Below are 24,490 nucleotides of genomic sequence, written 5' to 3'. Positions count from 1 at the left end.
TGACCGGGGCCTGACGGTGGCGCGGCCTCCTCGCACGCTCATCGCAGCACGAACGGGGCGGCGTACTCCGACGGGGTGTCGGTGTACGCCGCCCTCGGGTGGGACGCGCCGCGGGGGTGGCCCGCGTTGTCATGGCGGTTACTTCGGGTCTTCGTTGAACTTCGCGGTCGACCAGAAGTAGCCGAGCACCGCGAGGCCCAGGCACCAGGCGACGGCGAGCCGGCCGTTGTCGCCGATCCCGGTGCCGAGCAGCAGGCCGCGCAGGGTCTCGATGGCGGGGGTGAAGGGCTGGTACCGGGCGATGGGCTGGAACCAGCCGGGCATGGAGTGCAGCGGGACGAAGGCACTGGAGAGCAGTGGCAGCAGGATCAACGGCATGGCGTTGTTGCTGGCAGCCTCGGCGTTCGGGCTGACGAGGCCCATGCCGACCGCGATCCAGGTGAGCGCCGTGGCGAACAGTACGAGCAGTCCGAACGCCGCGAGCCACTCCAGGACGGTGGCGTCGGTGGAGCGGAAGCCGATGGTCACGGCGACGGCGCCGACGAGGACCACGCTGATGATCGACTGCAGCACGCTGCCGACGACGTGTCCGACGATCACGGAGCCGCGGTGGACGGCCATGGTGCGGAAGCGGGCGACGATGCCCTCGGTCATGTCGTTGGAAACCGAGACCGCGGTGCCGATCGTGGTGCTGCCGATGGTCATCAGCAGCAGTCCCGGGACGATGTAGGCGATGTACTTGGCGCGGTCCGGGCCCCCGCTGCCGATGCCCGCGCTCATGGTGTCGCCGAAGATGTAGACGAAGAGCAGCAACAGCATGATCGGGGTGAGCAGCAGGTTCAGCGTGAGCGACGGGTAGCGTCTGGCGTGCAGGAGATTGCGGCGCAGCATCGTGGACGAGTCGCGTACGGCGAGGGAGATCCGGGCCGGGCGGGTGGGAGCAGGCCGGGTGCTCATCGCAGTGTCTCCTTGGGCTGGTGGGGGACGCCGGCACCGCCGGTCAGGGCGAAGAAGACGTCGTCGAGGTCAGGGGTGTGCACGGTCAGCTCGTCCGCCGCGATACCGGCCGAGTCCAGCCGGTCGAGGAGGGAGCGCAGCTCGCGCGGGCGGCCGTCGCCCGGGATCCGCAGCGCGAGGGCTTCGTCGTCCCGGGAGGCCTCGCCCAGGGCCGAGACGGCACTGCGGTACGCGGCCGGGTCGGTGAAGCGCAGCCGGACGTGCCCGCCGGGGACGAGCTGCTTCAGCTCCTCGGCGGTGCCCTGGGCGGCGATCCTGCCGTCGTCGAGTACGGCGATACGGTCGGCGAGCTCGTCGGCCTCCTCCAGGTACTGGGTGGTGAGGAAGACGGTGACGCCGTCGGTGACGAGCTCGCGGATGATCTGCCACATGGTGTGGCGGGAGCGGGGGTCGAGGCCGGTGGTCGGCTCGTCCAGGAAGATGATCCGCGGGGCTCCGACCAGGGTCATGGCGATGTCGAGGCGGCGCTTCATGCCGCCGGAGTAGGTGGAGGCGGGCTTCTTCGCGGCCTCTGTGAGGTCGAAGCGCTCCAGCAGTTCGGCGGTGACCTGCCGCCCCTCTCGCTTGGAGAGGTGGTGCAGGTCCGCCATGAGGAGCATGTTCTCCTCGCCGGTGATCAGGCCGTCGACGGCGGAGAACTGTCCGGTGACGCCGATCGCGGCGCGCACGGCCTGCGCGTCGGTGGCGAGGTCGTGGCCGCCGACGCGGATCCGGCCGCTGGCGGGGTCGGGGCCGATGAGGGTGGAGAGGATCTTGACGGCGGTGGTCTTGCCGGCGCCGTTCGGGCCGAGCAGGGAGAAGACGGTTCCTTCCTCGACGGCCAGGTCGACGCCGTCGAGCACGACCTTGTCGCCGTAGGACTTGCGCAACCCGTTCGCCGCGATGGCCAGGTGGGTCATGAGAAGTGCCCCTTCTTACCGACTGCGGATCTACAGGCTGCGGGCGGTGATGTCGCCGTGTGAGGTGGCGGCGCGGATGTCGAGTTCGGTCTTGCCGTCGTTCTTGAGGGCGTTGCTGATGCGGCCGTGGCCGGTGCCGGCGTCCAGGGAGGCGGAGACCCCGGGGGCGGCACCGACCGAGATGTCGCCGGACTGGGTGCGCAGCACGACCGTGCCGCGCCCGGCCTCGGCGATGCGGATGTCGCCCCGTGCGGTGCTGATCTCCGAGGGGCCGCCGAGTCGGCCGATCTCGACGTCGCCGTCGAGGGCGGTGAGGTGGAGACCGGCGGCTTCGTCGATCTTGATCTGACGGTGAGCACCGTCGAAGGTGACGTCCCCGAGGCGGCCGACGGCGCGGAGCTCGGAGCCGGCTGCCTTCGCCTCGACGCGGGAGCCGGCGGGCAGTTGGACGGTCACCTCGACGGATCCGGAGGGGCCGAAGAGCCGGCTGTTCGGCCCCTCCGGGGCCTCGATCCGCACAACGCCGTCGGCGTAGGCGACCTCGATCTGCTCCGCCGCCTTCACGTCACGGCTCGTGGAGGCGTCTGCGGGCAGGACCTCGACCGTGGTGTCGGCCCGGTCGGCGGCGATGAGCCGGATGCGTCCGGCGGGGATGCCGATGACGGCGGCGACGGGGGCGGGGGTGTCGAACCTCTGCATCGTGCGCTCCTTCGTTCTGTTTTCTGAAGATGGAAACGCTACGTTGCGTTTACGAATCCGACAACCAGTGCGTTGCATCTATAGTCTATCCTTGCAGCTCAACACTCATGAATCGTTGCAGTGGAGTGCAAGATAACGCAACGATCTGGATCCCGATCATTGCAATGAGATGGCGGTGAACGCTATCCTGGGGAGCACCACGGAACATGAAGGAGGCCGCGATGCCCGGAGGCAGACTCACCCAGCAGGAACGCCAGCGGATCGCGCTGGGACTGGCCGACGGCCTCGCCTACGCGGAGATCGCCAGACGCCTCGACCGTCCGACGTCGACGATCACCCGCGAGGTCATGCGCAACGGCGGCCCCACCGCCTACCGCTCCGACCTCGCGCACCGCGCCACCGAACGCCGCGCCCACCGGCGCAGGCGGACCGCGCCCCGAGGACCGCAGAGACCCCCGCAGGCCTACGGTCGCGATCCCGAAGCCGTGCGCGCGTACGAAGAGACGCTCACCACCGTCTTCATGCAGTCGGGAACGCCCCAGATGATGGCGCGGGTCATGGCCTGCCTCACCATCAGCGACGCGGGCAGCCTCACCGCGTCCGAACTCGTCCAGCGCCTCCAGGTCAGCCCGGCGTCCGTCTCCAAGGCCATCGCGTTCCTGGAGAGCCAGGACCTCGTTCGCCGGGAACGCGACGAACGCCGCCGCGAGCGCTACGTCGTCGACGCCGACGTCATGTACCAGGCGATGATGGCCAGCGCCCGGTCCACCGCCCAGGTCGCCGAAACCGCACGACAGGGCGTCGGCATCCTCGGCGCCGCCACCCCGGCCGGCACCCGCCTCGAGAACACCGCCCGCTTCCTGGACTTCGTCTCCGAGAGCCTCGCCCGCGCGGCGGACCAGGCCCGCGAGATCCTCCACACGAAACCCGCAACGACGTCGGACGGCGCCGCCGAGCCGGATTCGGAGCGCTGACGGGCAGCCGTTCTACGGCCTGCCCCTCAGCGGGACTGCCCCGCGGCGGCGGCCCCGATTGCGCCGGACCAGCGAGCCGTTCAGGGCGGTGGCGAACAGACACCAGGCGGTGTACGGGGCCAGTGCCGCGGCGGCCGGACGGTCGGTGCGGGCCACCTGCCGCATCAGCTGAGCGTTGCTCAGATCCAGCGCGACGGTGCCGAGCAGGCCTGCCCTCGGGCTGCGGCGGCCGAAGAAGAGATGGTTCCAGACGGCGTTCAGTCCCAGGTTGACCGCCAGGCCGGCCGCCAGTGCCGTTCGTTCGCGGCCGCGGGCCCGGCTCAACGCCCGCCCGGCGGACCAGGCGATCGTCGCGTACAGCGGCGTCCACACGACGCCGAACGCCCAGGACGGCGGCTGCCACGCCGGCTTGTCCAACGCCCGGTACCAGCCGCTGTCGGCGTCGACCGCCCGAGCTCCCGCCACGGCGGTCGCCGCGACGGCGGCAGCCGCGCCGACCGTCCACGCACCGCGCCCGCCGGGGCGCGCGTACTCACTGATCATCTTCACGAGAACACCTATACCCGCACCTGTCCCGATACGCTCCTTCCCTCCCCCCGGAGCGCCGTCACGGCTCCGGACGCCTCCGCCTCGGCTCCGCGGACAGGCCCACCCTCCGATCACGGTCCGGAACCGGCGGACACTCGTGGATTGATCGCGTCGAAGTAGACCGTGTCCGTGCCCGGATCGAGAAGGAACGCACCCGAATACCTCCCGCCCGTCATGTCACGGTCGAAGGCGTCGCAGCGAACCCACCTGGCGCCGGCGGGCACGAACTCGACGAGTTCGCCGGGAACCCGGCTCGGCGTCCCCGGCTGAAAACTCCGGTGCCGTGCGGCCGTGAGGGCGGCCACGGCACCGGCTCGCAGCCGGGCGGTTCCCACGACCCGGACGTCGGTGGGTCCCGGAACGGACCCCCTGGAATCCGTGCCGAGCGCGGTGCCGAGCCAGTGTGCGCGGGACAGCGGGCCGAACGCGGGGAAACGCCGCTCCAAAGGCTTCACATCCGTACGGACCTCGCCGCCACCGCCCGCGCCCTTCGTCGTCGACGTGCACGCCGCGAGCACCACCGCCGCGCCCAGCGAGACCACCCCCCGCCGTCCGAGATCCGTCATTCCGCCCCCAAGCACGCCTCGGACTCCCCAGCCAAGCCAGACCCTAACGCTCCACCCGCGCCTCACCCCTGCGTTCCGGTGCCGAGGACGCGTCGCCAAAATGCAGGACCGGCTTCCGCATAGGGAGGATGTGTCAACAACGCACCACCACAAGCCAGTCGGGCAGTAGGACGTGATTGTCCTCACCGCTGAACTCGCTCAGTTCGCACTCGAAGTCCGCGCACACCGCCCGCGTGATCTCCTCCATGCGCGTCAGACGGGCATCCGTGAACACCTGGTGCCGGACCATGGTCACGAAGACCAAGTGCACGTGCATCACGAAAACACCGTGCCGGCCAGTCCTGAGACGTCCAGCCAGGTCCACATCGACGCCGCCACCGTGGACCTCCTGGGCGCCGACCTGTGCACCGACTACCAGCCCGAACAATGGGCCGGCGGCCTGGTCGCCGCCGACCCCTCCGGGGAGGCGGTTCGCATCGTCTGCGGGCAGGAGGTCACCGCCATCCATGTCACCGCCCAGCTGTGGGACGGACCTCCCCCGCTCACCGGTCCGGAAGCCTGGCAGGACATCGCCGAAGTGTCCGTCGACTGGCGGTCCCCGATGCTGGACTTCGGCACGACCGGGGACGGGGAGGACCTCACGCAGCAGCTGGTGCTGCCCGGTCCCGGCGGCTACCGGATTCGGGTGTGGGCCCGCAACCGGGACGACGGCGATCCGCGTGAGGACGGCGACCCGGTCGAGGCCCTGCTGATCCAGGTCTGGCAGGCGCCCGCGGAGGAGGACCGGGTGATCAAGCGGTCCAGCCGCACCGCGCAGCTGTGGACAGAACGATGCGACCTCTGACGCTGTGGCTTACCGGTAGAAGACGGCCACGCCTCCGTGGTGCGAGCAGGCGCCCTGGTGGTGGGCCGCATAGGAGTAGGTGCCGTCGTTGCACCGCGCGGTGGCGCCGCTCGCGGCGCCGTCGGACCCTCCGGAGGAGCTGGGGCCGCCACTGCCGGTGCTGAGGCCGGTGCTGCCCGAGGACCCGCCGCTGCTTCCCGAGCCTGCGGCGGCCCTCGCGGTGACGGTCACCTTCACCCTGACCGTCTTTGTGGCCGTCACCGTCGGCGCGGGCGCGGGCGTCGCGGTCGCCGTTGCCGTTGCCGTGGCTGTCGCGGTGACCGTCGCGGCCGGCCGGACCTTGTCGGCCACCGCTTTCGCATGGGTCCCGTTCCCCTGGTCGCCCGCCCCGGCGCCGATCCCGAGGAAGAAGGCGAGTCCCATCGCCGGCAGGACGTAACGCTTCCGCGCCCATCTGGGAGCGGGCCGGGACGGCAGCGGCGGCATCGTGTACGGGTTGCTCATGTGTCCCCCCAGGGCATGGTGGCGGCGCGGACCGGGGCGTCGGCCGAGAAGGGCTCCGCCCTAAGCGCGGCAGCCATGCTCGTGCCGCAGCTCCGCCACGAAGTGTGCGTACTACATTCACATAGTTCACCGGGTCTTCACAACAGGGAGTGCTGGCACCGTCGTTGGGAGGACCGGGGCGAACCACGGGCTCGACTCGCACCACCGCGCGCGGCGTCGGTCGACCGGCCGGGCAACGAAGACGGGGTGACGAGGGCGGCCGCGAGAGTCACGGCCGTGGCTGCCAGGGCCGCCACGAGGGGCCGCGGGCCGCGGGCCGTAGCCGGTGGGCGAGTCGGAACGCCACCCATGCCGCCTGCGCGAGTACGCCGCCGACGCAGGCGAGCAGCAGCGGCATGAGGACGTCCGGAATGGACAGAGCGCCGGTGACGAGGGCTCCCGCGACCGGGCTCAGGCAGGCCAGCCCGATCCAGGGAGTGACGCGTCGCCCCGGTCGCACCGCGAGCAGAGCGGTCAGCGCCAGACCCTCGCCGGCCGCGTGCACCAGGAGTGCCGTGACCACGGCGACCGAGGCGGTCAGTGCCAGGGTCGCCCCCTCCAGAAAGCGGTGCGCGGCGAGCGCCGACACCGCACCGATGCCGCCCGCGCGACCCGGTGCGCACGGGCAGCCGGCCCGGACCAAGGCGCTCATCACCCCGTACGAGAGGAGCGCGGCGAGCGGCACCGACCACTGCGGCAGGCCGGCCTCATGGGCCTCGTCCCACGCGTCGGGCAGAAGATCGAAAACCGCGGTGATCAGCAAGATCCCCGACGCGGCGGCCGGCAGCAGCGCCGACCGGCCGGATCCGCGCCGCGCCAGCCAGGCGCCCACCGCCGTGGCCGCGGCCACCAGGACCACCGCCACCAGCGTGTGGGTCGAGGGCATCTGCCACCCTGCCCCGGGAGTGTGCGGTCCTGCTGCGGGGAGCACGGAGAGCATGTCCGCTCCCTGCGAGGGTGGCGGGCCGGCGTGCGGTGACCCGGGCGCCCGGACTGCGTCAGCGGCGGTAGCAGTACGAGTCCGAGGAGGCGTCGCCGCCCTGCAGGCGCGTCTGGTGCACACGCAGGCCGAGGAAGTCCGGGCCGTGCGGGAAGAAGCGGCTGTCGACCCGAAGCCCCCCGTGCGTGGTGTCGGCGTCGAGTCTGGCCATCCACGGGTCGATGCCCTCGGGATAGAACTGCGCGTCCCAGGCGGCGTACAAGGAGTTCGTCAGGTAGACGCGCCGGCCGTCGCGGCTGAGCTCGACCATCTGCGCTCCGCCGGTCAGCGGGACGTCCGGCTCGGCCGGGTGCGGCTGCCGGTCGGCGATGCCGCCGAGACGCACGGAGGCGGTCTGCCGGGGATGGAACGGGTCGCTCACGTCGTACTGGAGCAGGTCCCCCGTCCCCCATGCGGACACGTACAGCCACTGGTCGTCCACCGTTAGATCGATGTCGGTGATCAAGGGAGGCACGGCGCCGAACGGCCGCAGCGCCGGGGGCAGGTCCTCCGCCTCCGCGGGCTCGGCGGGGACGGTGATCACCTTGCGGACGACGAAGTCCTCGCCCTCCCGGTTCCAGAGCCACACCGACGCCGACAGGTCCTCGACATCGACCACGGTGTTCGTGAAGCCCCACGTCGCCTCGGGGTCGTGCGCGGGGCGCAGTTCCAGCACCATCTGGTTCTCGTCCCCCAGGTCGACGCGCTGCAGGTGCCGGCCGGAGTCCAGCTCCCAGAAGTGCAGTGCGTGGCCGTACTGGCGCCCCAGCAGCAGTTCGGGGACCAGTCCGTCCTCGATCATCGAGGGGGTCCCCCACTCGCTGGTGACGGCGATGTTCTGCCGCAGATGCCACCAGACGTCGTACGACAGCCGCTGCGGTCCGTGGTCGCTCTCCCAAGGACGCAGGACGTCGAAGCTCTCGTGGTCCAGCAGGGCCACGCCGCCCGGCCCGTCCGCACCGTCCGCGCCGCCCAGGCAGGAAAGGAACATCCCGTCCGGACCGCAGTGGAGTGTGTGGGGACGCGAGTATCCGGCCTTGGCGGCCAGCTCCTCCGGCGCGATCACCTTGATCAGGTGGGGGCGGGCCGGATCGGGGCCGGTGTCGAAGACGTGCAGCCGGGAGGAGCGCAGTCCCGGGACGATGAGGTAGCGCCGTGCGGCGTGCTGGTGGCCGGCGTGGGCCAGCGCGCTCGAGCAGGCGTTCCAGCCGAAGTGGTGCAGTTCGTTGCCCCGGTCGGGCAGGTCCGCGTGGGAGATCACACGGCCGTATGCGGGGGATTCGGGGTCCGTGCCGACGGTGAACAGCGCGTCCGGGCGCTGTGCGGCCGGGTCGAAGCCGACGACGTAGGCGAGGCTCTCCGGGGGCGCGGCGACGGCGTCCGCCGGAGTGCGGTACAGGGTGGGGTCACTGGGTTCGTCGCGGTCGTGGGCGCGCTCGGTGGTCGTCATGGCTGGTCCTCACTCCCGAACGGGAGCCTGGAGTCCGAGGGACTCCCCAGCAGGCAGCCGGGCTCACTCGCTCGAGATTGGTGTGCAGACGGGAGACAGACATGCCATGGAGCGAGCCTTTCACAGCCCTGGTGCCCTGCCAAGGCGAGGGCGAGGGCGCGGCGGTGCGGGCGGCTGCCGTGCGGAGCGACCCGGTGCCCATGCGCGGGAAAGGCAGCGGCGGCCCGGCAGACGACGCACGCCGACGACGCGCGCCGTGCCGCCGTGCCGCCTGCCGCCGTGCTGACGGTGCGCGGTGGGCTGTCCGGCCGCGAGCGGTCAGGGCAGCGGGGTGCCGCCGGTGGCGTTCAGGATCTCCGCGGTGATGAAACTGGCCCGCTCCGAGGCGAGGAAGACGTAGGCCGGTGCCATTTCGGCGGGCTGGGCGGGCCGGCCCAAGGGGGCCTGCTTGCCGAACTCCTGGGTGTCCGGCAGCGTCGCCGGGATCAGCGGAGTCCACACGGGCCCGGGAGCCACCGCGTTGACCCGGATCCCGTCGGCCGCCACCATCTGGGCCAGTCCCTGGGTGAAGGTGACGATCGCGCCTTTGGTGGTGGCGTAGTCGAGAAGGTGGGGACTCGGCTTGTACGCCTGCACGGACGTGGTGTTGATGATCGAGCCGCCGGCCGGGATGTGCGGCAGGGCCTTCTTGCTCAGCCAGAACATGCCGTAGAGGTTGGTCCGGACGACCCGGTCGAACTGTTCCGTGGTGATCGCCTGGATGCCGTCGGGCTGGGCCATCTGGTAGGCGGCGTTGTTGACGAGGACGTCGATCCGCCCGAACTCGGCAACGGCGCGTTCGACCAGCCGTTTGCACTGTTCTTCCTCGCGGATGTCGCAGGGGACGGCGACCGCCTTGCGGCCCGCCTCCTCCACGAGCCGCGCGGTCACCTGGGCGTCCTCGCCCTCCTCCGGAAGGTGGGTGAACAGGACGTCGGCGCCCTCGCGGGCGAAGGCGAGGCACACGGCGCGGCCGATGCCCGAGTCGCCGCCGGTCACCACAGCCTTGCGGTCGTCGAGCAGCCCGCTGCCCTCGTACGTCTCTTCACCGTGGTCGGGAGGAGGGTCCATGGGGCTGGTCCAGCCGGGGTGCTCCTGCTCCTGGGCCGGGAAGTCCGGCTGGGGGTGCTTGTGTGTCGGATGCTCGCTCATGAGGTGTCTCTCGTCGTGGGGGTGTGTGCTGTTCGTCAGACCGCGCTCGGCTCGTAGGTCCACCGGAGCAGGGCTCCGAGGCCCCCTGTCGGCAGGTGGTGGTCGTCCGCCTCGTCGGAGGGGACGACCATGACGTCGGCCCCTGTGGTGGCGGCGGACCTCAGGAGCGCGTCGTCCGCGCGTGCGGGCCAGGGGTCGCTCTCGCCCAGGGTCCTGGCGTTGGTACGGCGCACGGCCAACTGGTCCGGCCGGCCTCCGATCCAGGTCTCACTTGCCAGGTCCGGACCGTCGGGTCGGATCAGCAGCGTGTCGATGCGGTGTTCCCGGGCGGCTTCGACCAGGGCCGGCACGCCTTCCACCGCGCCCACGGGTGACTGGCCGCCGCTCCGGCCGCTGCGGAAGCGGTCGAGCGCCTCCTGGGCACGGCGGTCCACGTACTGCAGCCGGGCCTCGGCGATGTCCTCCTCCAGCGCGGCGGAGGACGAGCCGGGGGCGCGACCGCCGTGGGCGGTCTCGACCGCGACACGGCGGACCGGCGCGGGGAGCTTTTCGTGCACGGCGCGTCGTTCACGCGCGTCGCCCACCAGCACCACCAGATCGGCGCCGCTCTCCTGGTAGGCCGAGGCGAGTGCTTCCGCGATGGCACCGGCGTTGTGCTGCCAGGTGTTCTCGACCTTGAGCTGGAAGTGCCGCTCGCTCCACTGGTCGGATGCCGTGCGGTGCACGGGATGCCGCCGCCCGGCGACCTCGCCGGCGTGGCGGGACACGGCCTCGGAGCGCAGCTCGAAGTCGGCACCGGTGCGGTCGATGTACGCCACCAGGCACAGCGGGTCGCGGTCGGACAGTTCCAGCAGCGGTGTCAGACGCGGCAGCGGGGCCCAGACGGAGATCGGGCGTTGCGGCGGCCGCGAGAGGGCGTGGCTCAGCACCACCTCGCCCTCCGTGGCGAAATAGACGCGGCCCGCGGGGTCTTCGGCGGGAGACGCCTCCATCAGGGTCTCCCGCACCGCCCGCACGGTCGCGGCGTCGGCGCCCTCTTCCTCCAGCGTCCGGCAGGCCTCCCCGACGGACAGCTCGTGCCGCTTGGCCCCTGCTTCGTCCTCGTGCGCTGCATGGAAGTACACGGTTGCCCAGGGGCCGTCGCGATCAAAAAGCTGTTGCAGAAATGACAGACGCATGATTCCTCCTTCGGTGAGTCCGCGGCGATGCGCCCTTTGCGGGCGACGCGGCCTGCGCCGCCCGCAGGGAGCGGCTCGTGCCGGTCTCGATCGGCGTTCCGGCGCATTCCGGCGGCTCTCGCCGTTCGGACGCGGCAGGTCGGCCGCCTCCGCAGGTCCGGGCGGCCGACCTCATGACCGTGCTCTCCGATTCGTGACCTTCATGACCGTGGTCTCCGAGTGCCCCTGGGAGGCACTCCAAACGGTCTGTGATCCAGCAGCCGCATCGCCTCCCGGAGTTTCCCGAGGGTGGGCGGGGCTACTCGTCTCCTGCTCGGCGCGAGACGACTCGGGAGGACCGGATGAAGCAGCCAGGTTCCGAAGCTGTCCTGTCGGCGGTGGATCGCCTGGAGCGATGGAGTGGGGCCGACCGTGTGGTCGACGCCCTGCGCACCGCGGTGCGATCCGTGCCGCTGGGTGCCGGGCGCGACGCGCTGCACGGGCGATGGCTCGGGCACCCCCTGCATCCGCTGCTGGTACAGGTGCCCGTCGGTACGTGGTTGTCCGCGGGCGTGCTCGATCTGCTGCCGGGGGCGCGCCGGGGACCGCGCGTACTCATCGGGGTCGGGCTCGCCGCAGCGCTTCCCGCCGCGGTGTCGGGCTGGGTCGACTGGGCCGAGCTTCACAGCCGGCAGCAGCGCGTCGGGCTGGTCCATGCCCTGGCCAACAACGCGGCCGTCTCCCTTTTCACCGCCTCCCTCGTCACCCGCCTTCGCGGTCGGGACGGGGCGGGCAAGGCCCTCGGCTTCGCCGGACTCGCGGCGGTGGGACTCGGCGGCGCACTCGGCGGCCACCTGGCCTACCGGCAGGCGGCCGGCGCCAACCATGCCGAATACGTGCCCCAAGCGGTGGCGTCCGGATGGCACCGGCTCGCGGATCTGGCCGACATTCCGGTCGGGAAGCCGATACGCCGCCACGTGGACGACGTACCCGTGGTGGTCGTGCGCGAGAACGAGGATCGCGTGCACGTCCTGGCCGAGCGGTGCAGCCATCTGGGCGGCCCCCTTTCGGAGGGAGACCTCACCGACGGCTGCATACGCTGCCCCTGGCACGGCAGCGTCTTCCGGCTCACCGACGGGTGGAACGTGCAGGGCCCCGCGACCGCGCCGCAGCCTGCCTTCGAGGTACGGATCGAACAGGGCGTCGTCGAGGTCCGGTTGGAGGACTGAAGGCGCCGCACGGGAAGCCCGGCGCGGATCGGCAGCGGTCACACGGCAACCGCCGCCGATCCGCGCCCCTGCGCGTCCGAACGGACTGCGCGAGGGGTCAGGTGGCGGGCGGGGCGCAGGGGGTTGCCGACTGGTCCGCGACGAGCCCGGCCTGTCCGGACCCGGCCGCCGGATCCGCCGCTGTGCGGTCGAGGTACGCGCGGGCGGCCCGCAGAGCGTCGGTGACCTCGCGGGTGCCGGTGGACACGCACAAGGTGTAGGCGAGGTCCCGCAGGCGGGCGCTCGGTGCGCCGGTTGTGGTGAGGCTCTCCCGGACGGAGAGCGTCTCGTATTCCTTGACCAGCCGGCGCAGGGTGGTGGGCGGGGGCATCAGCATCGGGCGGTCTCCTCGCGTTCGGGCGGCGCCGGGGTCTCACGGCGCTTCGGGCCGAAAGGCCCTGTCACAGATCACCTCAACGGAGAGCGTGCCCGGACCACTGGAGGGAGCCGGCAGTCGGGGATTCCCGCTGGGCGCGCGCCTCCAGTCCGAAGCACGAACTCCCGACTGCCCCTGGGCCGCAGGCCTCAAACACCAGGCCGGTGAGTCCGGCGATCAGCGCCGGACCGGTGTGAAGCACCGAGCCTTGTCGCGCCTTCGGGCCCGCTCCGGCAGAAGGCGTCGTGCCCGGGTCGTCGGCGGCGGAGGTCACCCCCGGCGGGCCGCGCGCACGCAGCGCCTCAGTTCCTCCGCGTAGGGAAGCACGACGCCCACGGCGATGGTCGCGGCGAGCCCGGCAAGGTACCGAGGCGGAAGGGGGTTTTCGGCGCTTCCTTCCTCGGCGGCCGACACCGCCGCGTCCGCTCGGCGTTCCGCACCACCCGGCACTGAGCCGCCTGGGCCACCGCTCGGGCAGAAGCCCGCCGTGATCGGCCTGTCAGCGGCCCAGCGCTTCCTTGAGCTGCTGCTTCGACATGGACGAACGTCCCCGCACGTTCTTCTTTCGGGCCTCGGCATACAGCTGATCGCGCGTAGGTCCCTGTGCGCCCGAATGTGAACGCTCACCGCCTCGCTGGGAGGCGGACTTCCGGTCGCCCGTGGAAACGCTGCTCTTCTGCCGCGCTTCCCCGGAACGTGCCCTCTCCTTGTTCACCGTCCGCGCGGCGATCTCCTCGGCCCGCTTCGTCGACTCACCGCGGCTTCGAGCACTTTCCTTGACGTGCTCGTACTGACGTTCCCTCTTCTTGCTCGATCCCGCCGGCATGGCACAGCCTCCTCATGAGAATCGAAAGCCGTTTCGGCTCCTTCGTTCTTGATCAGTCGCCCTCGGATTCCTGCTGGGCTCCGGTGTTGGGTGTGATCGCGTCCGCGGCCTCGCCCTCGTGCCCGTCTTCCCGGGGCTTCCTGGCGGTGTCGCGTTCATCGGTCTCCGAGATCTCGCGGAACACCTCGTCGAGCACGGTCCCGTCCTTTTTTTTGCGGTCCTCTTCGCCTGGCATGTCGTCTCCTCTCTCGAAGGCCCGGGGTGGTGGGGCGGCTTCGCGTGGCGGTTCGCCTCGCGTATGGGTACCCATCGACGACTCCTCACGCGTGCTTCCTGCCCTCGCGGACTCAGAGCACGGTCGTGAACGGGCCGGGTGGGCGCCGCGCCGGTGTCCGGGCAGGTCGCGCTTGCGCCCGAGTGCCCGCCACTCGGCGCCGGACGCTCGGGCGGCGAGGCGTGGCGGACGTGGCATCCGCCGCATCACCGGTAGCGTCGCCGGAGAGTGAACGCACCTGTCCGTCGCGCCGGTTTCCGTCGTCCCGGTGGGCGCCGCCCGCCAGGAGCCGGCGGTTTTCCCCCGCGCCGACGAGGGCACCCGCGAGGCGATTCCCGCACTCGGCACGGCTGAGGAGGATCATGAGCGAACTGTCGGAGCGCCTCCACGAGCCCGCGCCTCCCGCCGCTCCGACGCCGCTGGGGCGCAGACTGCTGTCCTGGGCCACCACCACCGACCACAAGGTGATCGGCCGGCTGTACATGGTGACGGCGTTCTGCTTCTTCCTCCTCGCGGGGCTGCTGGCCCTGGGTATGCGAGCCGAACTGGCGCGTCCGGGCCTGCAGTTCATGAACGCCCACACCTACAACCAGTTCGTCACCATCCACGGCACGATCATGATGCTGCTGTTCGCGACCCCGATGTTCGCCGGGTTCGCGAACGCCGTGATGCCCTTGCAGATCGGCGCCCCGGACGTGGCGTTCCCCAGGCTGAACGCGCTGTCGTACTGGATGTATCTCTTCGGCGGCCTGACGGTGGTCTCCGGCTTCCTGGTCCCGGGGGGTGCCGCCGCGTTCGGCTGGTTCGCCTACGCGCCGCTCAACAGCGCGTACTACTCCCCCGGCGCGGGCGGTGACCTGTGGGTCATGGGGCTGGCGGTCACCGGTGTGTCGACCACGCTGGGCGCGGTCAACTTCATCGCGACGATCCTGTGTCTGCGCGCCCCGGGCATGACCATGTTCCGGATGCCGATGTTCACGTGGAACGTGCTGTTCACGTCCATCCTGGTGCTGCCCGCGTTCCCGGTGCTCACGGCGGCACTCCTTGCCCTGGAGTGCGACCGGAAGTTCGGCTCGCACGTCTTCGACGCACACAACGGCGGCGCCCTGCTCTGGCAGCACCTGTTCTGGTTCTTCGGGCATCCCGAGGTGTACATCGTCGCGTTGCCGTTCTTCGGCATCGTCACCGAGATCCTGCCGGTGTTCTCCCGCAAGCCGCTGTTCGGCTACCTGCCGATGATCGGGGCCACGACCAGCATCACCATGCTCTCCGCGGTCGTATGGGCGCACCACATGTTCGCCACGGGGGCGGTGCTGCTTCCGTTCTTCTCCCTCATGTCGTTCCTGATCGCGGTGCCGACCGGGATCAAGTTCTTCGCTTGGATCGGGACGATGCACCGGGGCTCGCTCTCGTTCGAGACCCCGATGCTGTGGTCGATCGGCTTCCTGGTGTCGTTCCTGCTGGGTGGACTCAGCGGGGTGCTGATCGCGTCGCCGCCGCTCGACTTCCATCTCACCGACTCGTACTTCATCGTGGCGCACCTGCACTACGTGCTGTTCGGCACCGTGGTCTTCGCCATGTTCGCCGGGTTCTACTTCTGGTGGCCCAAGTTCACCGGAAGGATGCTCGACGAGCGACTCGGCAAGCTGCACTTCTGGCTGCTCTTCCCGGGCTTCCAGCTGACGTTCCTCGTCCAGCACTGGCTCGGTGAGGCGGGGATGCCCCGCCGCTACGCCGACTACCTGCCCGCCGACGGTTTCACCTTGCTCAACACCCTCTCCTCGGCGGGCGCTTTCCTGCTCGGCGTCTCCACGCTGCCGTTCCTCTACAACGTGTGGCGTACGGCCCACAAGGGGCAGCGGGTCGAGGAGGACGACCCCTGGGGGTACGGGCGCGGCCTGGAGTGGGCCACCGCCTGCCCGCCTCCGCGGCACAACTTCGTGGCGCTGCCCCGGGTACGGTCGGAGTCCCCGGCGTTCGACCTGCACCATCCGGAGATCGTGCGGCCGGAGAAGGAGGCGCAACGGTGAAGGTAGAGGCACTGCTCTTCGGCGGCGTGGCCGTCTTCTTCGGCACCGCCGCCGCGCTCTACGGTGTGTGGTCGGACGCCGAGCCCGCCGGCACGGCCGCGCTGATCGTCGCGTTCGGGATGGCGGCGCTGGTGTCGTTCTTCTGCGCGACGCAGTACGTGCGCCGCGGCCCCCGCCCCCAGGACCGTACGGAGGCCGAGGTGGTGGACTCCGCCGGACCGCTGGAGTTCTTCCCGCCGCGCAGCCCCTGGCCGGTGGTCACCGCTTTCGGGTTCGCCCTCGCGGCGGTCGGCGTGGTGTTCGGGCTGTGGCTGTTCCTCATCGGCTTCGGCGTTCTGGCTCGTGGTGTGGCCGGGATGGTGTTCCAGTACGCGAGCCGGGGGGCCGGTCAGGAGGACTGAGCGGAGCGCGCGGGGCGCCCGGACGGAACGACGTCACCGGCCGGTGGCCGCTCTCGTAGCCCCCGGTGAGGGTCTGCCGTACCTCGCCGGTCTCCTCGCCCTCGACCAGCCGCTGCTGTTCCGCGTGCAGCAGGGCACGACACAGCGCGCGGGCGACGAAGAAGGCGACGACGGGGGCCACGATCAGTGCGACCCGGAAGATCCAGGTCAAGGCGTTCACCGAGATCCGGAAGGTCATGGCCACGATGTCGTTTCCGCCGGCCAGCAGCAGCACTCCGAAGAAGGTGACGCCCGCGGCGCCGAGGCCGGTACGCACCGGCCGTTCGCGGGGCCGGTCGCAGAGGTGCTGCTCCTGCCGCCACTCCCCGGTCAGCCGCTGCTCGACGAAGGGGTAGGCGTACAGAACGGCGAAGAGCAGCGCGGGCAGGACGACGGCGGGCAGCAGGACGTTCCACATGAGGGTGTGCCCGGCGACGTTCGTCTCCCAGGGTGGGACGAGGCGCAGCGCTCCTTCCAGGAAACCGACGTACCAGTCCGGCTGGGAGCCGGTGGACACCTGGTCCGGCCGGTAGGGGCCGTACGTCCACACCGGGTTGATCTGCACGAGCCCGGCGAGCAGCACCAGCAGCCCGGAGACGGTGAAGGACAGCCCGGCGGAGGAGGCCATGAACCGCGGGTACAGGGGCTTGCCGACGACGTTGGCGTTCGTACGGCCCGGACCGCGCCACTGGGTGTGCTTCAGGTGGAAGACCAGAATCAGGTGCACGGTGACCAGGGCGATCAGCGCGCCCGGCAGCAGCAGGATGTGCAGGCTGTACAGCCGGGGCACGATGTCCTCGCCGGGAAACTCGGAGCCGAACACGAACATGCTCACGTACGTCCCGATCACCGGGATCGACAGCATGATCCCCTGGGCGATCCGCAGGCCGGTGCCGGAGAGCAGGTCGTCCGGCAGGGAGTAGCCGGCGAAGCCCTCGGCCAGGGCGATCGCGAAGAGCGTGACGCCGATGACCCAGTTCATCTCCCGCGGCCTGCGGAAGGCGCCGGTGAAGAAGATCCGCAGCAGGTGCAGGCCGATCGCGGAGACGAAGACCAGGGCGGCCCAGTGGTGGGTCTGCCGGATCAGCAGGCCGCCGCGCACGTCGAAGCTGATGCGGAGGGTCGAGTCGAAGGCGCCGGACACGAGCGTCCCGCGCAGGGGGCCGTAGGAGCCCTCGTAGACCAGTTCCCGCATCTCGGGCTTGAAGAAGAACGTCAGCCACACGCCGGTCAGCACCAGCACGATCAGGCTGTACAGGGCGAGTTCGCCCAGCAGGAACGACCAGTGGTCCGGAAAGGACTTGCGCAGCAGCCGGCCTGCCCCGTCGTGGACGGGCAGCCGGGCGTCGGCCGCGTCCGCGAGCCGCTCACCGGGACGGCGGCCCTCGGCCGGACCCGTGGCCCGGGGCCGACCCGGTCCCCTCACGTCATGTCCGCGGCGTGGTGCGCGTGTCCCTCGGAGCGCGCGGGGTGGTGTGGCTCAGGACTCACGGAACGTCCTCCTCGTGACAGCGTGCTGCCGTGTCCTCCCCATGCCTTGCCCGGCGGGCGCGTGGCGAGTACCCCGCCGCCGGGAAACACTCCCACGGCAAGGCCGGGGCACCCGATCGGCTGGCGCGGAGAGCACCCCTCCGGCTACGGGCCTGACACAGCGCTCGCGCGTCGGCCCCGGGGCCCTGGAGGTCCCCGTGCCGTTCCACCCCGGCGCCGCGCCGCGGAACCGGGACCCCGGGACGGGCTCACCACGCCTCTCCAAGGGCGTCCGGAAAAAATCACGGGCGTCCGGGAAAAAAATCGGGCGGCGATGTCGAGAACCCGTGGCCGGCTCCGTCCCTGGGGTGAAGGCGGCCACAATGGGTCGCACCAGCACCGAGGAGAAGCACGATGGCGAAGTACCTGCTGCTCAAGCACTACCGCGGCGCTCCGGCGGCGGTCAACGACGTGCCGATGGACCAGTGGACGCCGCAGGAGATCTCGGCGCACATGCGGTACATGAACGACTTCGCGGCGCGGCTCGAGAAGACCGGTGAGTTCGTCGACGGCCAGGCGCTCGCCCCCGAGGGGACGTTCGTCCGGTACGACGGTGAGGGGCGCCCGCCGGTCACCGACGGTCCGTTCGCCGAGACCAAGGACCTCATCGCCGGCTGGATGGTGATCGACGTCGACAGCTACGAGCGGGCCGTCGAGCTGGCCGGGGAGCTGTCGGCCGCACCGGGGGCGGGCGGCAAGCCGATCCACGAGTGGCTCGAGCTGCGCCCCTTCCTCGCCGCGCCCCCCACCATCACGGAGTGCCCTCACCAGTGAACGAGGCCCTGCTGAGGAGCCTCACGCCCAGCGTGCTCGCCGTCCTCGTCCGCCGCGGAGCCGACTTCGCGGCGGCCGAGGACGCCGTGCAGGACGCGCTCGTCGAAGCGATCCGCGTCTGGCCGGCCGATCCCCCGCGGGATGCGAAGGGCTGGCTGGTCACCGTCGCGTGGCGCCGCTTCCTCGACGCGACCCGGGCGGAGGCCGCCCGCCGCCGGCGTGAGGACCTCGTCGACCAGGAGCCGGCGCCCGGCCCCGCGTCCACGGTGGACGACACGCTCCAGCTCTACTTCCTGTGCGCCCACCCGTCGCTGACGCCGTCGTCCGCGGTCGCGCTGACGCTGCGCGCCGTGGGCGGGCTGACCACCCGGCAGATCGCCGAGGCCTACCTGGTGCCCGAGGCGACCATGGCGCAGCGCATCAGCCGGGCCAAGCGCACCGTCTCCAGGGTCCGGTTCGACCAGCCCGGCGACGTCGCCACCGTGCTGCGCGTCCTCTACCTCGTCTTCAACGAGGGCTACTCGGGCGACGTCGACCTCGCCGCCGAGGCCATCCGGCTCACCCGGCAGCTGGCGGCCGTGATCGACCACCCCGAAGTGGCGGGGCTGCTCGCGCTCATGCTGCTCCACCACGCCCGGCGGGCGGCGCGTACCGCGCCCGACGGCAGCCTGGTGCCGCTCGCCGGGCAGGACCGCGGCCGGTGGGACACGGAATCGATCGCCGAGGGCGTCGCGATCCTGCAGGCGGCCCTCGCCCGGGACCGGCTCGGCGAGTTCCAGGCCCAGGCCGCCATCGCGGCGCTCCACGCCGACGCCCCCACCGCCGAGGAGACCGACCGGGTCCAGATCGTCGAGTGGTACGACGAACTCGCGGGCCTGACCGACAGCCCGGTGGTCCGGCTCAACCGCGCGGTCGCCGTCGGCGAGGCCGACGGACCGCGTGCCGGGCTGGCGGAGCTCGCACCGCTGGACCCCTCGCTGCCCCGCCACACCGCGGCGGCCGCCTACCTCCACGAACGCGACGGCGACCTCGTGACGGCGGCACGCCTGTACGCCGAGGCCGCCCGGAAGGCGCCCAACCTCGCCGAACGCGACCACCTGACGCGCCAGGCCGCCCGGCTCAACGCCCGCGGAGGGCGCTGACCGGTCACGCCAGCACGGCTCCCACGACACGACACGATGCCCGGCGTGGTGAACGGCGCGGCTGGAGTGCTGACAGGCGGGCGCGGTAGCCGCTCGAGGTGCCGGGTCCGCGGCCCCCTCGCGATCACCTCCGGCATTCCCGTCCCTCCCCCTCCGGAGCGGACCAGACAGCCCGGACATAACCTTGTTCCGGACATAACGGACTCATGGTCGTCATCGGCGGCCGCTGAGCAGTGAGGACGGACATGCGCGACCCCCACAGAACCGGCGCACGCCGCCCCGCCCCCGGCGCACTGCTGAGCGGACGGGTCGCGGTCGTCACCGGCGCCGCACGCGGGGTCGGTGAAGGCCTGGCGCGGCGCCTGTCCGATGCCGGCATGCTCGTCGCACTGCTCGGGCGGGAGGAGGAGACCCTCTGCCGGGCGGCCGCCCTGCTGCCGAACCGGAGCGTCTGCATCGAAGCCGACGTCACCGACCGTCAAGCGATGGAGAACGCCGCCCGGCGGGTCGAGGAAGAACTGGGCCCGGCGAGCGTGGTCGTGGCCAATGCGGGCATCGCCGCCGGCGGCCCCTTCACCCACACCCCGGCCGACCTGTGGCAGCGGGTCATCGACGTCAACCTCACCGGATCCGCCAACACCGCCAGAGCCTTCCTGCCGCAACTGGCCCGCACCCGCGGCTACTTCCTCCAGATCGCCTCTACCGCCGCCTTCGGCTCCGCCCCCATGATGAGCGCCTACTGCGCCTCCAAAGCCGGCGCCGAATCCTTCGCCCAGGCGGTGCGCGGCGAGGTCGCACCCGACGGGGTCACCGTCGGTATCGCGTACCTCCACTGGACCGGCACCGACATGGTCGCCGGTATCGACGACCACCCCGTCCTCAAGGCCCTGCGCCGCAACCAGCCCCGCTTCGCACGGCGCGTGCACTCCCCCGACCAGGTCGCCGAGTGGCTCACCCGGGGCATCGCCCACCGCGCCCACCACATCTACGCACCCCCCTGGCTGCGCTGGTGCCAGCCGCTGCGGCCCCTCTTCCCCACCCTCGTCGCCCACACGGCCCGACGCGAACTCAGAACCCACGCGCGCGGCGAACTGGCGGCCGACGTCGCCGTCCTGGGCGCCGGCGGCCGCGCCGACTGGGACTCCTACCGGTCCACCACCCGCCCCGGCGGCTAGCCCTCTCTTTCGGATCTTGCCGGGGTCGCGGCGTCTGGCACGCACATCTGCCGCGTTGTCGTCACTCGCCGACGCCCAGCGCGGCAAGACCGTCGAGATCACCGGCCTCGACCCCAGCGCCCGGCTCCACGGCAAACTCAGTGGCGAACCGGCGGCGAGCCACTGACCAGCCACCGGCTGGTCCCGCGACAGGCCCCCGGCCGACCACAGGTGGCCTGTCGCCGCGCTACGCGGGCGTCAGCAGACAGAACTCGTTGCCGTCGGGGTCGGCCATCGCGACCCGGCCGGCCGGGTCCTGGCCGGCGTTGTCCTGCCCGGCGTCGATTCGGGTCGCTCCGAGGGAGAGCAGACGCTCGATCTCTGCCTGCCGCTCACCGGGGGCGGGCGGAACGAGGTCGAAGTGCAGCCGGTTCTTGCCCGTCTTGGGCGCCACCGGCGGACCACCCCATGTGATCTTAGGACCGCCGTGCGGCGAGCGGATCGCGGTCTCCTGGTCCTGGTCCCAGACCAGGGGCCACCCCAGCGCCTTGCTCCAGAAGTACCCGACTTCCTGCGAACCGTCGCAGGCCAGGGCTCCGAGGAAGCCGCAGTCGGCAAGGAAGTTGTTGCCCGGCTCGATGACGCAGAACTCGTTGCCCTCGGGGTCGGCGAGCACCACGTGCCCCTCTTCAGGGCGTTGGCCGATGTCGATGTGCCGTGCGCCGAGCCGCAGCGCCCTGGCCACGGTCTGCTGCTGATCCTCCAGGGACGTACTCGTCAGATCGAAGTGCATCCGGTTCGGGCCGGCCTTCGGTTCCCGGGTCGGGGAAAAACGGATGCGGAATCCGGTGTCGTCGCTGGGCAGGAGTGTGACGCCGTCGTGCGGATCGTCGACCGTCTCCCACCCCAGGACCCCGGACCAGAACTGCGCGAGCCGCCGCGGTTGACTCGCATCGAAGCACAGTGCGAAAAGTCGGGAAGTCATGTCCCTGTGCATCTCCGATCAGCTGACTGATCACTGCCACAGGGCGCCCCGCCGGCCCCGCGAACGGAAAGCTTACGAGCGCGCCCGTGTCACCCGCAGCCGAGTTTTCCGGCGGCCGCCGGAGGGACCGGCAAAGCGCGCGGACAACGCGTTGCCCCTCCCCCGGCGTCGTTCGACGCGAGATCCTCTGGTGTGTCAGTCGACCAGGAAGGACAGCACCTCGGCGAAGGTGGGGGACGTGCCGGGTTCGAGGCGTTCGACGTCGCCCCGGAAGTTCCGCACCTCCACCCAGCTCCGCGGGGACGCCTGCGGCAGCGCCTCCATGAGCGCCTCGAGGTCGGCGGACCGAAAGACCACAGCGATAGGCCTGGTCGAAGCCTTCGACCGGCAAGTACCGGGGTTCGGGGGCGCAGGGGCCTCTGGCCGTGGTGAGGACGTCCAGGACCGGTGTCTCGCCGTCGTCTTCCGCCGGGTGGCGGGGCGGGTCGGCCTCGGTGAAGCCTTGGCGGAGCCGATCCTTGATCTTGCGGTCCGCGTGGCGCCGCGCGTGCTCCTCGTCGTTGAGCACCGACGTGCTCGCCTGTTCGTGGACGCCGGAGTCGGCCCGGACCGGCCCATCGCTCATCGGACCGCGGCCCGGCGCTCACCACGAGCCGCCGCCACCGCCTCCCGCGCCGCCGCCGACTCCACCGCCACCGGAGTTGCCGCCGCCGGAACTGCCACCGCCGGAGGAGGGGGAGCTCGCGGACGCCGCCGCTGAGCTGACCAGGGCGACGGCGATGGCCGGGCCGAAGAGGGACGTGCGGCGGGCGGAGCGGCCGGCGGTCGGGGTGGCCGTCGAGTCGGACATCGCCTGCGACCAGCGGTCGTTCACGCCGAGGGCCACGGCCCACGCCGTGTACAGGTCCACCCTTCCGACAGCGGCGACCTCGTCCACCTGATGGGGAGCTGAGTCGGACAGGTAGCGCCGGAACGCCTCCACCTGGGTCCACAGGGCCGTACCGCGAGGGGAGCGGATCTCCAGCTCCCAGCCGCGGATCGCACCTGCCAGGCCGCCACCCGCAGCGACCGCGCCGGGCGCCAGGACCATCCACCACGCGGGGCCGACGTCGTTGTCACTCAGTACGGCCCCGACGACGACGGCGATCACACCCACCAGCGCGGCGACGCACCCGCCCACTTGCGCCCAAAAGCAGCGCTCGGTGCCGGCCGGATCCCACAGTCCGGATCCGCGCCGCCAGGCCTCCAAGCGACTCCGAAGAGTGTTCCAGCCCTCCTGGAACCACGGGTCGTACAAGCCCAGCGTCACGCTGTCGCGGCCAGGGAACACGTGGTCGAGTACGTCCTTGACCGTCGGGTCGACTTCCCCGCCGTCGGCGGGTGTACGGCGGGTCAGCGTCGGGTGGTGCTGATTGTCGTCGATGTCGAGGTGGCCGTCGAGGGCGGTGGTCATCAGCCAGGCCACCTGGTGCTGGGGGAGGACGGATTCGGCGAGCAGGATGCCGCCCTGCGCCGGGGTGAGTTCGGCCGGAGGGGCCGAGACCGGCGTCAGGGACCGCCCGAGCTTCTCGACGTCGACGCGCTTGCCCCTGCCGTCCCCGCCGTCCGCCGTGCCCCGTTCGCGCCCCATGAAGCGCATCACCCGTCCTGTCACCAACGCGGCGAGCAGGGCGATTCCGGCGGCCAGCAGGCCGGGCACCAGCGTGCCGACGCCCACGTCGTTGCCGGTCGCCGGGCCCGAGGGCGGTACGGGGGTGGCCGCCTTGTCGGTGAGCGTGCCGCCGGTGCGGGTCGCGTACAGGGTGGCGCCCTTGCCCGCTTCGAGCTCGCCGAGGTCGACGACGAGGTGGCCCGGCTCGGGCTCCGTGAGCGCGCAGCGCTGCCGGGAACGCCTGGTGCCCTGGACACAGCGCGCGCCGGCGAGATCGTACGGCGTCACTACGTGAACCCGGACGTTGGCGACATCGACGTTCCAGCCCGTGCCGATAGCGTCCCAGGCGAGCTTGCCACCGCGGGCGACGTTCTGGAGCGTGTACTGGACGGAGTAGCGGTGGACGCCGGTGACCGTGTCGTGGGGGTCGCCCACGCGCAAGCTCAGGATGTCCTCGGTCCACAGGTCACGGTCGTCGGGGATGGTGACCTCGTACGGCACCGTGCCGCCGTCCATGGTGACGCGGGGCCTGGATTCGTCCTCGTAGCCGAGCCCGGGGATGTCACGGTAGATACCGTGCCGTGCGTTGACGCCGACCCCGAAGTCGTAGTCGATCACCTCGGTGATACGGGCACTGCCGTCCTTGTCGATCACGGCGCTGACCCACATCCCGGTGACCCGCTCGGTGTTCCCGGCCACCGCGCCCAGCGTCGCGACCACGCCCACCAGCGCGGCGGAGACGACCAGCCACACCATGCCGACGCGTCTGCGCCGCCGTACAGAAACCTTCGATATGCCGCTCACAGCCCCCACCCGCTCTGGACACCACTACTGCATGATCGCTCGTGGCGAGCCCCCGACCCAACGACGCTGACGAACCTGATCATTGGCTACGGTTCAGTCTTCGGTCATGGGCCAGGTCTCCCGGACCAAGTCCGGGCGTTGGTGTGCGTCGTCAGACCACGCACAGTCATTGCCGTCCCCCTCCAGGCGGATCAGGTCGACCGCGTCCTCGGCCATGACTGCCCCTCCGGACTCCGGCATGTTGCCGAACACCAACCGTCGGGACGGACACAGGAACGGTTGAGGTGTGTCAGGCCGCGTGAGCTTCGGGGCGTTCGACGAGGTGTCCT

The 24,490-nt window shown here is 71.3% G+C and carries 26 protein-coding genes; 8 read left to right on the top strand and 18 right to left on the bottom strand.

Going from position 1 to position 24,490, the window contains the following annotated elements; genetic code table 11:
• Positions 1-138: 138 nt before the first annotated feature.
• From ACF1A5_RS08200 to ACF1A5_RS08190, 3 genes are read right to left on the bottom strand one after another with little or no spacing between them, the layout of a single operon-like run.
• Positions 139-957: an ABC transporter permease gene (locus ACF1A5_RS08200; protein WP_392192019.1), complete on the bottom strand. Its 819-nt coding sequence runs from the start codon at positions 955-957 to the stop codon at positions 139-141.
• Complete coding sequence (locus ACF1A5_RS08195; protein WP_392192018.1) at positions 954-1,916, bottom strand: ATP-binding cassette domain-containing protein; 963 nt, start codon at positions 1,914-1,916, stop codon at positions 954-956. Before ACF1A5_RS08195 ends, ACF1A5_RS08200 begins: the two co-directional genes overlap by 4 nt.
• A 30-nt stretch (positions 1,917-1,946) precedes the next feature.
• The gene (locus tag ACF1A5_RS08190; RefSeq protein WP_392192017.1) at positions 1,947-2,615 is read right to left on the bottom strand and encodes a DUF4097 family beta strand repeat-containing protein; all 669 of its coding nucleotides are present in this window, start codon (positions 2,613-2,615) and stop codon (positions 1,947-1,949) included.
• A gap of 221 nt (positions 2,616-2,836) precedes the next feature.
• On the opposite strand from ACF1A5_RS08190, the gene ACF1A5_RS08185 reads away from it, so the two are divergent.
• On the top strand, positions 2,837-3,589 hold the full coding sequence (locus ACF1A5_RS08185) for a helix-turn-helix domain-containing protein (protein WP_392192016.1): 753 nt from the start codon (positions 2,837-2,839) through the stop codon (positions 3,587-3,589).
• A 12-nt stretch (positions 3,590-3,601) separates the two neighbouring features.
• On the opposite strand, the gene ACF1A5_RS08180 is transcribed toward ACF1A5_RS08185, so the two are convergent.
• The 3 genes from ACF1A5_RS08180 to ACF1A5_RS08170 all read right to left on the bottom strand — a co-directional run bounded on the left by ACF1A5_RS08180 (position 3,602) and on the right by ACF1A5_RS08170 (position 5,059).
• Positions 3,602-4,132 (bottom strand): TspO/MBR family protein, encoded by a 531-nt coding sequence (locus ACF1A5_RS08180; protein ID WP_392192106.1) that lies wholly within the window; start codon positions 4,130-4,132, stop codon positions 3,602-3,604.
• 116 nt (positions 4,133-4,248) lie between these two features.
• Positions 4,249-4,743 carry a hypothetical protein gene (locus tag ACF1A5_RS08175; RefSeq protein WP_392192015.1) on the bottom strand — a complete coding sequence of 165 codons (495 nt, stop codon included), beginning with the start codon at positions 4,741-4,743 and terminating at the stop codon, positions 4,249-4,251.
• 133 nt (positions 4,744-4,876) lie between these two features.
• Positions 4,877-5,059, bottom strand: a complete 183-nt coding sequence (locus tag ACF1A5_RS08170) for a transposase (protein ID WP_392192014.1) — start codon at positions 5,057-5,059, stop codon at positions 4,877-4,879.
• Positions 5,060-5,071: 12 nt separating this feature from the next.
• Here ACF1A5_RS08170 and ACF1A5_RS08165 point away from each other — a divergent pair, with 12 nt between their 5' ends.
• A complete protein-coding gene (locus ACF1A5_RS08165; RefSeq protein ID WP_392192013.1) occupies positions 5,072-5,587 on the top strand; it encodes a hypothetical protein in 516 nt (171 codons plus the stop codon).
• A gap of 9 nt (positions 5,588-5,596) precedes the next feature.
• Here the strand turns inward: ACF1A5_RS08165 and ACF1A5_RS08160 are convergent, their stop codons facing one another.
• The 5 genes from ACF1A5_RS08160 to ACF1A5_RS08140 all read right to left on the bottom strand — a co-directional run bounded on the left by ACF1A5_RS08160 (position 5,597) and on the right by ACF1A5_RS08140 (position 10,928).
• Positions 5,597-6,091, bottom strand: a complete 495-nt coding sequence (locus ACF1A5_RS08160) for a DUF3761 domain-containing protein (protein WP_392192012.1) — start codon at positions 6,089-6,091, stop codon at positions 5,597-5,599.
• Positions 6,092-6,359: 268 nt separating this feature from the next.
• Positions 6,360-7,016, bottom strand: coding sequence for a hypothetical protein (locus ACF1A5_RS08155; protein WP_392192011.1), 657 nt, complete (start codon positions 7,014-7,016; stop codon positions 6,360-6,362).
• A 112-nt stretch (positions 7,017-7,128) separates the two neighbouring features.
• A complete protein-coding gene (locus tag ACF1A5_RS08150) occupies positions 7,129-8,559 on the bottom strand; it encodes a selenium-binding protein SBP56-related protein (RefSeq protein ID WP_392192010.1) in 1,431 nt (476 codons plus the stop codon).
• 318 nt (positions 8,560-8,877) lie between these two features.
• Entirely contained in the window at positions 8,878-9,750 is an 873-nt protein-coding gene (locus ACF1A5_RS08145; protein ID WP_392192009.1) for an SDR family oxidoreductase, read from the bottom strand.
• A 35-nt stretch (positions 9,751-9,785) separates the two neighbouring features.
• The gene (locus tag ACF1A5_RS08140) at positions 9,786-10,928 is read right to left on the bottom strand and encodes a Vms1/Ankzf1 family peptidyl-tRNA hydrolase (RefSeq protein ID WP_392192008.1); all 1,143 of its coding nucleotides are present in this window, start codon (positions 10,926-10,928) and stop codon (positions 9,786-9,788) included.
• 341 nt (positions 10,929-11,269) lie between these two features.
• Here ACF1A5_RS08140 and ACF1A5_RS08135 point away from each other — a divergent pair, with 341 nt between their 5' ends.
• On the top strand, positions 11,270-12,136 hold the full coding sequence (locus ACF1A5_RS08135) for a Rieske 2Fe-2S domain-containing protein (RefSeq protein ID WP_392192105.1): 867 nt from the start codon (positions 11,270-11,272) through the stop codon (positions 12,134-12,136).
• Between the two features lie 97 nt (positions 12,137-12,233).
• On the opposite strand, the gene ACF1A5_RS08130 is transcribed toward ACF1A5_RS08135, so the two are convergent.
• From ACF1A5_RS08130 to ACF1A5_RS08120, 3 genes are all read right to left on the bottom strand, one after another.
• Positions 12,234-12,512 (bottom strand): DUF5133 domain-containing protein, encoded by a 279-nt coding sequence (locus ACF1A5_RS08130; protein ID WP_392192007.1) that lies wholly within the window; start codon positions 12,510-12,512, stop codon positions 12,234-12,236.
• Positions 12,513-13,050: 538 nt separating this feature from the next.
• Positions 13,051-13,377 (bottom strand): plasmid stabilization protein, encoded by a 327-nt coding sequence (locus ACF1A5_RS08125; RefSeq protein ID WP_392192006.1) that lies wholly within the window; start codon positions 13,375-13,377, stop codon positions 13,051-13,053.
• 52 nt (positions 13,378-13,429) lie between these two features.
• Positions 13,430-13,612 carry a hypothetical protein gene (locus tag ACF1A5_RS08120; RefSeq protein ID WP_392192005.1) on the bottom strand — a complete coding sequence of 61 codons (183 nt, stop codon included), beginning with the start codon at positions 13,610-13,612 and terminating at the stop codon, positions 13,430-13,432.
• A 401-nt stretch (positions 13,613-14,013) separates the two neighbouring features.
• Here ACF1A5_RS08120 and ctaD point away from each other — a divergent pair, with 401 nt between their 5' ends.
• Both ctaD and ACF1A5_RS08110 read left to right on the top strand, forming a co-directional pair.
• On the top strand, positions 14,014-15,681 hold the full coding sequence (gene ctaD, locus ACF1A5_RS08115) for a cytochrome c oxidase subunit I (RefSeq protein ID WP_392192004.1): 1,668 nt from the start codon (positions 14,014-14,016) through the stop codon (positions 15,679-15,681).
• Entirely contained in the window at positions 15,678-16,082 is a 405-nt protein-coding gene (locus ACF1A5_RS08110; protein WP_392192003.1) for a cytochrome c oxidase subunit 4, read from the top strand. Before ctaD ends, ACF1A5_RS08110 begins: the two co-directional genes overlap by 4 nt.
• Here ACF1A5_RS08110 and ACF1A5_RS08105 read toward each other — a convergent pair.
• The gene (locus ACF1A5_RS08105; protein ID WP_392192002.1) at positions 16,000-17,547 is read right to left on the bottom strand and encodes a cytochrome bc complex cytochrome b subunit; all 1,548 of its coding nucleotides are present in this window, start codon (positions 17,545-17,547) and stop codon (positions 16,000-16,002) included. The genes ACF1A5_RS08110 and ACF1A5_RS08105 overlap by 83 nt on opposite strands.
• A 458-nt stretch (positions 17,548-18,005) precedes the next feature.
• Between ACF1A5_RS08105 and ACF1A5_RS08100 the strand changes: the two genes are divergently transcribed.
• The 3 genes from ACF1A5_RS08100 (at position 18,006) to ACF1A5_RS08090 (ending at position 20,742) form a co-directional block, all read left to right on the top strand.
• Positions 18,006-18,425 carry a YciI family protein gene (locus ACF1A5_RS08100; RefSeq protein WP_356183513.1) on the top strand — a complete coding sequence of 140 codons (420 nt, stop codon included), beginning with the start codon at positions 18,006-18,008 and terminating at the stop codon, positions 18,423-18,425.
• A complete protein-coding gene (locus ACF1A5_RS08095) occupies positions 18,422-19,567 on the top strand; it encodes an RNA polymerase sigma factor (protein WP_392192104.1) in 1,146 nt (381 codons plus the stop codon). Before ACF1A5_RS08100 ends, ACF1A5_RS08095 begins: the two co-directional genes overlap by 4 nt.
• A 245-nt stretch (positions 19,568-19,812) precedes the next feature.
• On the top strand, positions 19,813-20,742 hold the full coding sequence (locus ACF1A5_RS08090) for an SDR family oxidoreductase (RefSeq protein WP_392192001.1): 930 nt from the start codon (positions 19,813-19,815) through the stop codon (positions 20,740-20,742).
• A gap of 226 nt (positions 20,743-20,968) precedes the next feature.
• Here the strand turns inward: ACF1A5_RS08090 and ACF1A5_RS08085 are convergent, their stop codons facing one another.
• The 3 genes from ACF1A5_RS08085 to ACF1A5_RS08075 form a co-directional block, all read right to left on the bottom strand.
• Positions 20,969-21,706 carry a VOC family protein gene (locus ACF1A5_RS08085; protein ID WP_392192000.1) on the bottom strand — a complete coding sequence of 246 codons (738 nt, stop codon included), beginning with the start codon at positions 21,704-21,706 and terminating at the stop codon, positions 20,969-20,971.
• Between the two features lie 195 nt (positions 21,707-21,901).
• Positions 21,902-22,063 carry a hypothetical protein gene (locus ACF1A5_RS08080; RefSeq protein WP_392191999.1) on the bottom strand — a complete coding sequence of 54 codons (162 nt, stop codon included), beginning with the start codon at positions 22,061-22,063 and terminating at the stop codon, positions 21,902-21,904.
• Positions 22,064-22,349: 286 nt separating this feature from the next.
• The gene (locus ACF1A5_RS08075) at positions 22,350-24,161 is read right to left on the bottom strand and encodes a DUF2207 family protein (RefSeq protein ID WP_392191998.1); all 1,812 of its coding nucleotides are present in this window, start codon (positions 24,159-24,161) and stop codon (positions 22,350-22,352) included.
• Positions 24,162-24,490: the final 329 nt, after the last annotated feature.

It is taken from the genome of Streptomyces sp. NPDC014864 (assembly GCF_043081525.1).
GTDB lineage: Bacteria > Actinomycetota > Actinomycetes > Streptomycetales > Streptomycetaceae > Streptomyces.
Note: the sequence above shows the minus strand (reverse complement) of the source record. Positions and strands in the feature narration are given on the sequence as shown.